This is a genomic window from Ectobacillus panaciterrae DSM 19096, assembly GCF_000430785.1.
Taxonomy (GTDB): domain Bacteria; phylum Bacillota; class Bacilli; order Bacillales; family Bacillaceae_G; genus Ectobacillus; species Ectobacillus panaciterrae.
The window spans coordinates 40,797-52,871 of sequence record NZ_KE387254.1; the positions used below are offsets into that span (position 1 = coordinate 40,797).

A 12,075-nucleotide genomic window follows, 5' to 3' on the forward strand; every position below is an offset into this window, starting at 1 on the left:
CTGTCAGAGAACCTTCCCCCATAAGATGAAACTTCATCCATGGAGGTGATTTTCCTCCATGGATGTTAGTTGAATCAATCGGGCTCTTAGCGTCCGTTTGTCCACCTTGTCTAAACATCTAAGTTACGGACGCTTAGAGCGGGATAAAGGCAAAAAGCGCCTTTTTGGGTAGGGAACCTCTGCCTTCCGGAGCTGACCGAGCCGGTTCCGCTTTTCTGATAAAACATCAAGTATCGGAATGCATGTCCTCTTTTATTTTTTTTATCTTTTTCTCTATTGTTTTCTTGTCTGCTTTTTTGTTTTTGATGTCCTTTTTCAGCTTTCCAATCAGCATGAAGATTTTTTTATCGACACTTACATAGATTTTTAAATCAGGGTAAGCGACATCCAGTTTTTTCTTCATTTTCTTTTTTAAACGGTCCAATTGAAAGCGTTCATGGTGTTGAGGTAGTGCAGCAACATACAGCTCTTTATCCGAAACAATAGCTTTGGCAGCTGTTATTTCTTCCATGGATCGAATTTGCTTTTCAGCATTTTGAGCGGGAAGCTGGTTGTAGGAGTTCGTGCTGATTTTCATTAATGATGTCTCATTTTTTTTTGCTGTTTTTTTATCTTTTTCATTGCTGCAGCCGATAAGCGGATGTAATAAAGAAATAGATAGTAAAATTTTTACAGCTAGACCTTTTTGCATCCTATCATTCCATTTCCAGTGGTTTATGTAATTGAGTAAAAAGAAGGGTGATCTTTGATCATCCTTCTCTGCTGATGTTATTACTGCTTGTACTGAGGCTCTTCTGTTTCAACCTGCTGAATGCGCGGGTTTAAGGAATCGATAATGCTTTGTGTTTGTTGAGCAGCATTTTTGAACAACTGTTTTGCTTGCTGGTTGTCAGTGTCAAGGGCAAAACCTTCCAAGCTTGCTTGGGCGCTCTTTAATCCAGAAACGGTTTGTTTAAGATTGTTAATAACTGTCATGATTTTACTCCTCCTTAAATGAAATTGAAGTACAAGATTTAGAATGCCTCATTCTCATTGAAATACTATTTCCAATTTTAGTAACTAAAGAAAATATAGAAATAAACAGGCCAATATGTTTAAAAACGTTATATATACAAGTGAATAAAAAAACCTTTTTTATAGTGGGAAGAGATCATCCGGCGACGTACAGAAGCGGTCAAACCTTTGTAGTGGTTCATGCAAGGGTAGACCAGAGAGAAGAAGCATACCATACTCCCTTTTGGTTGCACATAGCACATGGACATGTCGAAATTATCATTCACTCTATAGATTGAATAGCCAAGGAAATCTCATGTGCTTGCGCCGAGCAAATAGGCTGCGTTGCTTTTTAGGCTTGCGTGAGAAGGCTAAAAGCGTTATAATAGCGTATGTAACATTTCGGACACATAGCATTAGGTGTTCGTGTCCTGCGTCAAATTTTCGGGAAGAACAAACGGAAACGAGACGGAGGCTAAACAGTAATATCATCGTATTTGTAACGATGTAATTTGCGCTCGTAGCTCAGTCGGATAGAGCGGTGGTTTCCGGTACCACGTCTTGCGGGGGTTCGAGTCCCTCCGAGCGCGTAAACCTTGATGTGACAGCGTTTGTGACGATATCAGCGCTGTTAAAATGGCGCGAGAGGACGGAAGTACGAAACGTCCTAACGCGGGTTTAAGCGGTTAGGAGTCGCGTATACGTACGTATTATGCGCCAAAAACTTAATAATATTTAAGCGGAAAACCTCCGTCTGAAATTCGTTTCAGATTGGGGTTTTTTTGTTGTCTAAAAAACGTATCGTAAAACGCAGAAAAGACCTTATGCGAAAGCGTATGTACCGCTACGGGCAATTAGCGGGGCTTTTCTTTTTTAGTAGCCTTGCACGTCGGGAAAGATGGATATATAACGAATAACCTAATAATGCCTTACGTGCCTGCTACGTTATGTGAAGAGCCTGTGCTATAACTGGCGACAGGCTTCTTTTTTATGGATTAGGGTTTAGATAAGAACGGCGATAGCCATTTAAAATAGCTTAAAACAGAGAGAATTATAATTAGAAATCCAATAGCACCGCCCCAAGTAATATTGGGCATTTTTTCGTTAGTATCCTTACTACAATCACTTGTATTACCGATTTTGTACCTACTCAAAGTGTTCGCCCCCCCATATATTCTTAAAAATCGGCTGTAATTGGGCTTGTTTAAAACTGGCATGCTTATTATTTTTTGCTTCTCATAAGGCTATGCATAAACAGGAGCAGAAAGAAAAAGTAGAGTAATGCGCAAAAGCCCTTACGTTTAATTTGCATAGAAGCTTCTTTTTTGTGTATTGGTTTTATATAACAGATGTTAATTTGTTTTCTTGTGTAACAATACAACAGAACCAATAAAATGATATCTAAGGGGGCGTTTGACATCGAAGATCTGGATTTTTATAAAAATATTTCAATAAAAGTATGTAGTGGATGTGGCTGGAAAATGGATGAACAACACGAATCTTACCTACACATGTGCGAACATTGTAGAGAGATAATCGATGAACAATAAGGTTACGCCTTCTTTCATTTGAAGGCAATCGAAGCACATAAGCGAATAGTGAAAAGGCGAAAACGTTAATCTTTCACAAAATTAGATACGAAAAAAGAACGGTTTCGCCTTCACTATTTGTTCGCTTTTCCCCACTTCGTCATATTGTAATATTTGCCGTCACCGTCGGCACGATTCATTACAACGTCAAGGTCGTGAAGATATCGGTGAAGTTTTCGAAGTTTAAGTGTACTCAATACATTATTGGCCGTTTCAAGGTCTTTCGCTAACTCACGAATGTCTTTGAAATCTTTTTGCAAATCTGAATCCCCTTTATACTTCATTGCGTCAAGTGAATCAACAATTTGTTTTGCGTTCAATTGAACTTCGTCCCAATTCGGGTTGTTGATGCGTCCCCAACCCGTCAAATCGTTCAATATTTGGTGATAATGCGAAATGAATTCCGACGCCTTTTGATCTTCTTCGGTTGTCGGTGCGCTTTCTTTGTCTTCTTGTTGTGAAGAAGACGCCGTCGCTTCTTCGGGTTGAAACGTTTTTTCTCCCGTAATATAAGGCGTGACGGTGTACGCACAAAACGAAATTACGGCAACGACCACAATCCAAAATATTGACCAACCTATTTTCCCCTTCAATGTGAACAACCCCTTTGAACGTTTTCAAGTAATTATGTATGCATTTTCATTGTAACTAATAAATTGAATATTTTGAAATGTTACTTCATAAAAGAGGAGCCGTGAGAAGTTGAATTACGTAATAAGCTATGACAAGAGATATCACAGTGAATGCATACTTTTACCCATTCGTTTACATTCGTGGCATCGGTATGCTGCAATTTACGATGGCAATGAGTTTATATAACGTATGTGTGCTATCGAAGATCAGAATAAGGGTTTGCTCTCAATAAAAGGTGAGCTCTTTATGAAGTTAACGAGGAGGCTTTCGGGAGACATAACTATCACATTCGAGGATATTAGCGGCAAGATGACGATTAGGTTATTCGCTGAGCTCGAAAAGCCGAGCACAAGCCTTAAGTGGATTGTTTAAACGAGACACACCGGCGGTCATGCGGCGCAAAATAAAAGGAGTTGCATATACAACTCCTCAAATCAGCAAAAAGGTGCTGAATTAACACTTTTGTCTATTCCCTTTGTAACTATTGATTTTTTCTTATCATTGTCTTAATACGTGTTATAAACATGTTCACAGGTTGCAGCTGTTGGTTGATAAAAACAATGTTTCTTGAAACGTCCCACTATAGGTTGATCATACCATTGTGGAGGACAATCACCTGGTGGTCTAAAATACCACAAACTAAATTTTGCAGGCCAATGTCTCTCTCCATTAATAGCTCGGCGTGCTAAGCGCTTTTCGCTTTCTCTTGCCCTTTGATAGAAATAACCGTGCTGAACAGCTTCAAATGCATGTTCTTGATAAATCATTTGCCGAATGGTACGAAGTCCTTTAAAATCGGAACAATTTGCTCTTATTCGATTGACTCCTACGTTCCCGACGAGCAACATCCCTTGAGTCCCTTCTCCTTCGGCTTCCGCCCTAAGCAACCTTGCTAAGAGTGCAACATCCGAATCCGTAGCATTAACAACTGCCATAACTTCACCTCCATTGTATTTTCTCCTCTATAATATTGCTTTTTAGTTAGGTTAATGACCATTAAATTATCTGATGAGCTATTTATGGCACTTGAAGGAGAATTTCTCATCCATTTTGTCGTATTTTTTGCCGTCGACTAATAAAAATGAAATAACAAAGGAAGCTGGATTATTTTTTTCATTCAATTTTTGTGCCAATGTATTGTACAATAGAATCCAAGGGGGAGATTGTATTGAAGGCAAGTCTGTTACAGGAACAAACACTGCGGTTGGCAATGACACAGGAATTACGGCAAGCAATTACGATGTTGCAGTATAATGCGCAGGAACTGACGGAATTTTTGTATGAGCAATCGCTTGAAAATCCCCTTATTGAATTGAAGCGTTCTGAGGGGAAACGGCGCACAGTTGAAAATCGAATGGAAATTTACAGTTCAAACAGCGATACGCTGCAGCAGCATTTATTGAAGCAGCTGCAAGAATATGTAATTGAGGAAAAACAAAAACGGATTCTTGCTTTTCTTGTACACAATATAGATGAGAACGGATACTTACGCGAGACGGATGAGGAATTGGCTGCTTTGTTAAATATGCCGATTGACCAAGTGTGCGAGTGCATGAGAATCATACAGTCGCTTGAGCCTGCAGGCGTCGGAGCACGTACGCTGCAAGAATGTCTTAAGCTCCAGTTAAAGCGCTTACAAGAACGGGATATATTGGCGGAAGAAATGATAGAGTACCATTTTGCATCCTTTGCGAAAAAGGATTGGAAGCATCTTTCGCAAGTATTAAAATGTAAGACGGAAGAGCTGCAGGAAGCGATGCGGATTATCGTTTCTCTTCAGCCCAAGCCGGGTCTGGCCTTTTCTTCGGAGAAGCCGATTTATATTGTTCCAGACCTCGCAGTCCGTAAAGAGAACGGAAGGCTTTTCATTGAAATGCAGCAGGGCAACATGCCGAAGATTGAAGTTCATTCAGAATACAGCGCCATGCTTGAGCAGGAAACAGAACGGGAAGTTGCTTCGTATTTATCGCAGAAGTATCAGCATGTGCAATGGATTCTAAGGAGCTTAGAGCAACGAAAAAGAACGCTTTTGAATGTGATGGATGCAATCGTTGCAAAGCAAACGGATTTTTTTCAAAAAGGTCCGCTGTTTTTAAAGCCGCTTTCCTTAAAGGAAGTAGCAGAGGAACTTGAAATGCATGAATCTACAATCAGCCGTGCGACTCGCAATAAGTACGTGCAAACGCCGTATGGCTTGTTTGAAATGAAATACTTCTTCAGCAATTCTGTTTCAGGCGAAGACGATGAAGCCGTTTCGAGCAAACGCGTAAAAGAGTTGTTAAAAAGCTTGGTGGAGAAGGAAAATAAACAAAAACCGTTATCGGATCAAAAGCTTGTTGCGCTTTTGGAACAGGAACATGGTATTATTATATCAAGAAGAACAGTGGCGAAATACCGCGAACAGCTGAAGATTCCGTCTTCTTCGCTTCGAAAAACGATTGGATAGCGTGGTGTGAAGAATGAAAGTTGTGTTGTACGGAAAGGAAAATTGCTGTTTATGTGACGATGCCAAGACGATTTTGCATGAGTTGGCGCAGGAGTATAAATTTGAACTCGAAGAAATAGATATTTACAAAGATGAGATTTTATTGGAAAAGTATCAAATTTTAATTCCTGTCATAGAAATAGAGGGAGAAGAAGTTGAATATGGCATTGTTCATAAAGATGTTATAAGTAAGCGCTTAATAAAGTTTTCACGGGTTGAATAAGATTCAATGTCCTGTTACAATAATAAACGTAGCAGGGATTTTTTTTAAACCATGCGGGACAAAATGTGTCACCACGGGACGTAAAACGACCAGAGTGAGAATGAATGAATAGTAGCGAGGAGAAAGTATATGCGAGCATGGATTGACTATGCAAAAAAATTGTTGCCCGATCTGCTACCTGTTATGCAAATTAGAATGCAAATTCTGCAGTACATACGACTCACGCAGCCGATTGGACGCCGGAATTTGTCAACTAGCTTGAACATGACAGAACGGGTTTTACGAAGCGAGGTTCAAGTTTTAAAGGAACAAAACTTAATTCACGTCGCATCTGCAGGGATGACTTTAACAGATGAAGGAACATCTCTTGTCATTGCTCTTGAGGAATTTATGCGAGAGATTTCCGGACTTAAGCTTTTAGAAGAAAAGCTTAAGGAAGCATTAAATCTGGATGAAGTTTTTGTAGTTGCCGGTGACAGCGATGAATCTCCTTGGGTAAAGCAAGAGATGGGCCGGGCAAGCGTGGCGTGTATAAAGGAACGTCTCGGTGCGAATAATATCGTTGCCGTAACCGGGGGTACAACGCTTGCGGCTGTAGCGGACATGATGCAACTAGATTTTAAGAACCTGAATCCGCTGTTTGTGCCGGCACGAGGCGGCATTGGTGAAAGTGTCGAAAATGAGGCAAACACCATTTGCGCCAAAATGGCAAAGAATACAAATAGCAGTTATCGTCTTCTTTATGTTCCAGACCATGTCGGCAGCGAAGTATATGCTTCCATCATGACAGAGCCTTCTGTGAAATCGATTTTAGAGCTGATTCAGTCTTCTAATATTGTCATTCACGGAATCGGCGATGCGCTTACGATGGCGCGGAGACGAAAGACCCCGGAAACAGACTGGAATAAGATTGTGGAAGGTCATGCGGTTGGGGAAGCCTTTGGATATTACTTCAACGAAACCGGCGAGGTAGTCCACAAAGTGCTAACGGTCGGCATGCAGCTTGAAGATTTACAGCATGTACGTCATGTTATGGCAGTAGCTGGAGGATCTTCTAAAGCAAAAGCAATTCAAGCAGTTGTTCGGCAAGGCCACACTTCTCTGTTAGTAACAGATGAAGGTGCAGCAAAAGAGTTACTAAGGGTTAACCCTTAACATAAATTTTGATCTATACGAGGAGGAAATTCAAATGGCAGTTAAAGTTGGTATTAATGGTTTTGGACGTATCGGTCGTGTAGTATTCCGTGCAGCTCTTAACAATCCGAATGTAGAAGTAGTAGCAATCAATGACTTAACAGATGCTAAAACACTAGCACATCTTCTTAAATATGATTCCGTTCACGGTTCTGTAAATGCAGAAGTAACTGTAAACGGCGACAGCATCGTAGTTAACGGCCGCGAAATTAAAGTTATCGCTGAGCGCGACCCAGCTCAATTACCATGGAGCGACTACGGCGTAGAAGTAGTAGTAGAATCTACTGGACGCTTCACTAAAAAAGCAGACGCTGAGAAGCACTTAGGCGGTTCTGTTAAAAAAGTTGTTATCTCTGCTCCAGCTAACGATGAAGACATCACAATCGTTATGGGCGTTAACCATGACAAATACGATGCAAAAAACCATCATGTAATTTCCAACGCTTCTTGTACTACAAACTGCTTAGCGCCGTTTGCAAAAGTATTGAACGATAAGTTCGGCATCAAACGCGGTATGATGACAACAATCCACTCATACACAAACGACCAACAAATTTTAGACTTGCCTCATAAAGATTTACGTCGTTCTCGTGCAGCAGCAATGAGCATGATCCCAACATCTACAGGTGCAGCGAAAGCAGTATCTCTTGTATTACCTGAGCTAAAAGGCAAACTAAACGGCGGCGCAGTTCGCGTTCCAACTCCTAACGTGTCTCTTGTTGACTTAGTTGCCGAGCTTGACAAAACTGTAACTGTAGAAGAAGTGAACGCAGCGTTGAAAGAAGCTGCTGAAGGCAATCTAAAAGGAATTTTATCTTACAGCGAAGAGCCTCTAGTATCCATCGACTACAACGGAAACACAAGCTCTTCTACAATCGATGCATTATCTACAATGGTTATGGAAGGCAACATGGTGAAAGTTCTTTCTTGGTACGATAACGAAACTGGCTACTCTAGCCGTGTAGTAGACCTTGTAGATTACATCGCTTCTAAAGGTCTTTAATCAGTAAATATAGATCACATGGGGAAGAGAGGGACTGTTCCCTCTCTTCTTTTTTTATAAAAGAATTAATTGAATATATCTAGTTCTACAGGGAAAATGCGCCTTTCTTGCAGGGAAGAACCTCTGGTTCTGCACCTGAACGAGCCGGTTGCGCTTTTCTTGGTGTCTAGCTCCACCGGCTAGCTCCTCCTGTCAGAGAACCTCCCCCCATAAGATGAAACTTCATCCGTGGAGATGATTTTTCCTCCACGGATGTTAGTTGAATCAATCGGGCTTTTAGCGTCCGTTTGTTCATCTTGTCTAGCATCTCTGTTACGGACGCTTAGAGCGGGATAAAGGCAAAAAGCGCCTTTTTGGGGAGAGAACCTCTGCCTTCCGGAGCTGAACGAGCCGGTTGCGCTTTTCAGTGGTGTCTAGCTCCACCGGCTAGGTGCTGCCACCAGAGAACCCCCGCCGCAAAAAAGGCAAAAAGCGCCTTTCTTGGTCGGGGAACCTCTGGTTCTGCACCTGAACGAGCCGGTTGCGCTTTTCTTAAATATAAGCGGGACAAAATCCATCCAATGAAGTTCCGTTTTGCAGAAAAATGTGGTAAGCTGATGAATGGGTTTTGTCAATCCAACCAAATCGGAGGGAAATCCAATGAACAAAAAATCGATTCGTGACGTAGATGTGAAAGGAAAACGAGTATTTTGCCGTGTTGACTTCAATGTACCAATGAAGGATGGTCAAATTACGGATGAAACTCGTCTCCGTGCAGCACTTCCTACTATTCAACATTTGGCTTCACTTGGCGCGAAGGTTATTTTAGCCAGCCATTTCGGCCGTCCAAAAGGACAAGTAGTAGAAGAAATGCGTTTGACGCCGGTAGCAAAGCGCCTTGGTGAATTGCTTGGCAAGGATGTAATTAAAACAGACGAAGCATACGGTCCGAAAGTACAAGCTGCAATCGAAGGCATGAAAGAAGGCGACGTATTGCTTCTTGAAAACGTTCGTTTCTATCCAGGTGAAGAAAAGAACGATGCGGAACTTGCGAAGGAATTTGCAAAGCTTGCTGATTTGTATGTAAATGATGCGTTTGGCGCAGCTCACCGTGCTCATGCTTCTACTGCAGGTATCGCGGAATATTTACCGGCAGTATCCGGACTTCTCATGGAGAAGGAAATTGAAGTATTAGGCAAAGCGCTGTCTAACCCGGATCGCCCGTTTACAGCAATCATTGGCGGTGCAAAAGTAAAAGATAAAATTGACGTAATCCGCAATCTTCTTGAAAAAGTAGATAACTTAATCATCGGTGGCGGTCTTGCGTACACATTCGTAAAAGCACAAGGACATGAAATTGGAAAATCCTTATGCGAAGATGATAAACTAGATCTTGCAAGAGAGTTCATGCAAATTGCAAAAGAAAAAGGCGTAAATTTCTACATGCCGGTAGACGCAGTGGTTGCGGATGATTTCTCTGAAAATGCAAACGCTAAAACAGTCGACATCGATTCAATTCCAAGCGATTGGCAAGCATTAGATATCGGTCCGAAGACTGGTGAAATTTACGCGGATGTCATCCGTAATTCCAAGCTTGTTGTTTGGAACGGCCCGATGGGCGTGTTCGAAATGGACAAGTTTGCCGGAGGAACAAAGGCAGTAGCAGAAGCTCTTGCAGAATCTGAAGATACATATTCTGTAATCGGCGGCGGTGACTCTGCGGCAGCGGTTGAAAAATTCGGTTTAGCTGACAAGATGAGCCATATCTCTACAGGCGGCGGTGCATCTCTTGAGTTTATGGAAGGCAAAGAGCTTCCGGGCGTTGTGCGTCTAAACGACAAGAATCAAAAGGACGGTGTACCGAATGCGTAAACCTATTATCGCAGGGAACTGGAAAATGCATAAAACTCTGTCTGAAGCTGTTAGCTTTGTAGAGGAAGTAAAGGGACAAATCCCTGCTGCTGATGCAGTAGATTCTGTTGTTTGCTCGCCTGCTCTATTCTTAGAGCGTCTTGTAGCAAAGGCAGAAGGCTCTGAATTGAAGGTAGGAGCACAAAATATGCACTTTGAAAAAAGCGGTGCATTTACAGGCGAAATCAGCCCGGCTGCACTTAGCGATCTAAAAGTGAGCTATGTGGTTCTTGGTCATTCTGAGCGCCGTGAGATGTTTGCGGAAACAGACGAAACAGTGAACAAGAAAACATTAGCTGCGTTTGCAAACGGCCTAACGCCGATTGTATGCTGCGGCGAAACATTAGAAGAACGCGAAAGCGGCAAAACTTTTGACCTTGTAGCGGAACAAGTGAAAAAAGCTTTGAACGGCTTAACAGAAGAACAAGCGAAAGCGACTATTATCGCATATGAGCCTATTTGGGCAATCGGTACAGGTAAATCTTCTTCTGCTAGCGACGCAAACGAAGTGTGCGCACACATTCGTAAAGTCGTGGCAGAGCAGTTTTCTTCCGATGTTGCAGAAGCAGTACGCATTCAATACGGCGGCAGCGTAAAGCCTGAGAATATTAAAGAATATATGTCTCAGCCGGACATCGACGGTGCGCTAGTAGGCGGTGCAAGCTTAGAGCCAAACTCTTTCTTGCAGCTTTTGGAGGCAGTTAAGTAATGAGCAAGAAACCAACAGCATTGATTATTTTAGACGGTTTTGCTTTACGAGACGAAACGTATGGCAATGCAATTGCACAAGCGAACAAGCCGAACTTTGACCGTTTTTGGAACAAGTACCCGCACACCACTTTAACGGCATCCGGTGAAGCAGTCGGACTTCCAGTAGGTCAAATGGGCAACTCTGAGGTAGGCCACTTAAACATTGGTGCCGGCCGCATTGTGTACCAAAGCTTAACTCGCGTAAACGTAGCAATTCGTGAAGGCGAATTCGAAAAGAATGACACGTTCCTAAAAGCGATTAACCATGTAAAAGCAAAGGGAACAAGTCTTCATTTGTTCGGATTATTGTCTGACGGCGGTGTACACAGCCATATTGAGCATATGTTTGCATTGCTTCGTTTGGCAGCGAAAGAAGGCGTAGAGAAGGTATATCTTCATGCATTCTTGGACGGCCGTGATGTAGGTCCGCAAACAGCAAAGGGCTACATTGACGCTGCTTATGATATAATCAAACAAACAGGTACAGGGCAGTTTGCAACTGTTTCCGGCCGCTACTATTCCATGGACCGTGACAAGCGCTGGGATCGCGTTGAAAAATGCTACCGCGCCATGGTATACGGAGAAGGCCCTACTTACAAAGATCCATACGAGTGCGTAAACGATTCATACGAAAACGGTATCTTCGATGAGTTCGTATTGCCATCTGTTATGGTGAAAGAAGACGGAACACCAGTTGGAACGATTAATGATGATGACGCTATTATCTTCTACAACTTCCGTCCCGACCGTGCGATTCAAATTTCCCGCGTCTTCACGAACGAAGACTTCCGTGAATTTGACCGTGGTGACAAAGTACCTAGTATCCCTGAGTTTGTATGCATGACACAATTCAGTGAAACAGTCGGCGGCTATGTAGCATTTAAACCGACAAACTTGGACAACACATTAGGAGAGGTTGTATCTCAGGCAGGATTAAAACAGCTTCGCATTGCGGAAACAGAAAAGTATCCGCACGTGACATTCTTCTTCAGCGGCGGACGCGAAGCGGAATTCCCGGGCGAAGAACGAATCCTGATCAATTCTCCGAAGGTCGCGACATACGACCTGAAGCCTGAAATGAGTATCTATGAAGTAACGGATGCGTTGGTGAAAGAAATTGAGGCCGACAAGCACGATATGATTATCTTGAACTTTGCGAACTGCGATATGGTAGGTCACTCCGGTATGATGGAGCCTACGATTAAAGCGGTTGAAGCAACAGACGAATGCTTAGGAAAAGTAGTGGACGCCCTTCTTGCCAAAGGCGGAACAGCTATTATTACAGCAGACCACGGCAACGCGGATGAAGAATTAA

At 42.4% G+C, this 12,075-nt stretch carries 12 protein-coding genes and 1 tRNA gene; 9 read left to right on the forward strand and 4 right to left on the reverse strand.

The window, feature by feature from the left end:
* Positions 1 to 226: 226 nt before the first annotated feature.
* Positions 227 to 691 (reverse strand): YhcN/YlaJ family sporulation lipoprotein, encoded by a 465-nt coding sequence (locus H540_RS0127870; protein ID WP_028403369.1) that lies wholly within the window; start codon positions 689 to 691, stop codon positions 227 to 229.
* Positions 692 to 771: 80 nt separating this feature from the next.
* Positions 772 to 975 (reverse strand): DUF1657 domain-containing protein, encoded by a 204-nt coding sequence (locus tag H540_RS0127875; RefSeq protein WP_028403370.1) that lies wholly within the window; start codon positions 973 to 975, stop codon positions 772 to 774.
* 532 nt (positions 976 to 1,507) lie between these two features.
* Here H540_RS0127875 and H540_RS0127880 point away from each other — a divergent pair.
* Positions 1,508 to 1,583, forward strand: a tRNA-Arg gene (locus H540_RS0127880).
* Positions 1,584 to 2,387: 804 nt separating this feature from the next.
* Positions 2,388 to 2,543 (forward strand): protein YhfH, encoded by a 156-nt coding sequence (gene yhfH, locus H540_RS32790; RefSeq protein WP_245592381.1) that lies wholly within the window; start codon positions 2,388 to 2,390, stop codon positions 2,541 to 2,543.
* 113 nt (positions 2,544 to 2,656) lie between these two features.
* On the opposite strand, the gene H540_RS0127885 is transcribed toward yhfH, so the two are convergent.
* Positions 2,657 to 3,175, reverse strand: a complete 519-nt coding sequence (locus H540_RS0127885) for a hypothetical protein (RefSeq protein ID WP_028403371.1) — start codon at positions 3,173 to 3,175, stop codon at positions 2,657 to 2,659.
* 546 nt (positions 3,176 to 3,721) lie between these two features.
* The gene (locus H540_RS0127895) at positions 3,722 to 4,150 is read right to left on the reverse strand and encodes a cell wall hydrolase (protein ID WP_028403372.1); all 429 of its coding nucleotides are present in this window, start codon (positions 4,148 to 4,150) and stop codon (positions 3,722 to 3,724) included.
* A gap of 233 nt (positions 4,151 to 4,383) precedes the next feature.
* On the opposite strand from H540_RS0127895, the gene rpoN reads away from it, so the two are divergent.
* The 7 genes from rpoN to gpmI form a co-directional block, all read left to right on the forward strand.
* Positions 4,384 to 5,661, forward strand: a complete 1,278-nt coding sequence (gene rpoN / locus H540_RS0127900) for an RNA polymerase factor sigma-54 (protein WP_028403373.1) — start codon at positions 4,384 to 4,386, stop codon at positions 5,659 to 5,661.
* 13 nt (positions 5,662 to 5,674) lie between these two features.
* Entirely contained in the window at positions 5,675 to 5,923 is a 249-nt protein-coding gene (locus tag H540_RS0127905; RefSeq protein WP_028403374.1) for a glutaredoxin family protein, read from the forward strand.
* 129 nt (positions 5,924 to 6,052) lie between these two features.
* Positions 6,053 to 7,078 carry a sugar-binding transcriptional regulator gene (locus H540_RS0127910; RefSeq protein ID WP_028403375.1) on the forward strand — a complete coding sequence of 342 codons (1,026 nt, stop codon included), beginning with the start codon at positions 6,053 to 6,055 and terminating at the stop codon, positions 7,076 to 7,078.
* A gap of 34 nt (positions 7,079 to 7,112) precedes the next feature.
* On the forward strand, positions 7,113 to 8,120 hold the full coding sequence (gene gap, locus H540_RS0127915; RefSeq protein WP_028403376.1) for a type I glyceraldehyde-3-phosphate dehydrogenase: 1,008 nt from the start codon (positions 7,113 to 7,115) through the stop codon (positions 8,118 to 8,120).
* A gap of 639 nt (positions 8,121 to 8,759) precedes the next feature.
* Positions 8,760 to 9,971 carry a phosphoglycerate kinase gene (locus tag H540_RS0127925; protein ID WP_028403378.1) on the forward strand — a complete coding sequence of 404 codons (1,212 nt, stop codon included), beginning with the start codon at positions 8,760 to 8,762 and terminating at the stop codon, positions 9,969 to 9,971.
* Positions 9,964 to 10,719, forward strand: coding sequence for a triose-phosphate isomerase (gene tpiA, locus H540_RS0127930; protein WP_028403379.1), 756 nt, complete (start codon positions 9,964 to 9,966; stop codon positions 10,717 to 10,719). Before H540_RS0127925 ends, tpiA begins: the two co-directional genes overlap by 8 nt.
* On the forward strand, positions 10,719 to 12,075 hold a 1,357-nt coding region (gene gpmI, locus H540_RS31105), incomplete at its 3' end, for a 2,3-bisphosphoglycerate-independent phosphoglycerate mutase (protein ID WP_034672117.1). The genes tpiA and gpmI, both read left to right, overlap by 1 nt.

Excerpts from the sequence above, each read along its gene's own strand:
- H540_RS0127925 (WP_028403378.1), top strand. The coding sequence starts at position 8,760 with ATGAACAAAAAATCGATTCGTGACGTAGATGTGAAAGGAAAACGAGTA.
- tpiA (WP_028403379.1), top strand. The coding sequence starts at position 9,964 with ATGCGTAAACCTATTATCGCAGGGAACTGGAAAATGCATAAAACTCTG.
- H540_RS0127870 (WP_028403369.1), bottom strand. The coding sequence starts at position 691 with ATGCAAAAAGGTCTAGCTGTAAAAATTTTACTATCTATTTCTTTATTA.
- gap (WP_028403376.1), top strand. The coding sequence starts at position 7,113 with ATGGCAGTTAAAGTTGGTATTAATGGTTTTGGACGTATCGGTCGTGTA.
- H540_RS0127875 (WP_028403370.1), bottom strand. The coding sequence starts at position 975 with ATGACAGTTATTAACAATCTTAAACAAACCGTTTCTGGATTAAAGAGC.
- H540_RS0127895 (WP_028403372.1), bottom strand. The coding sequence starts at position 4,150 with ATGGCAGTTGTTAATGCTACGGATTCGGATGTTGCACTCTTAGCAAGG.
- H540_RS0127910 (WP_028403375.1), top strand. The coding sequence starts at position 6,053 with ATGCGAGCATGGATTGACTATGCAAAAAAATTGTTGCCCGATCTGCTA.
- yhfH (WP_245592381.1), top strand. The coding sequence starts at position 2,388 with ATGATATCTAAGGGGGCGTTTGACATCGAAGATCTGGATTTTTATAAA.
- H540_RS0127905 (WP_028403374.1), top strand. The coding sequence starts at position 5,675 with ATGAAAGTTGTGTTGTACGGAAAGGAAAATTGCTGTTTATGTGACGAT.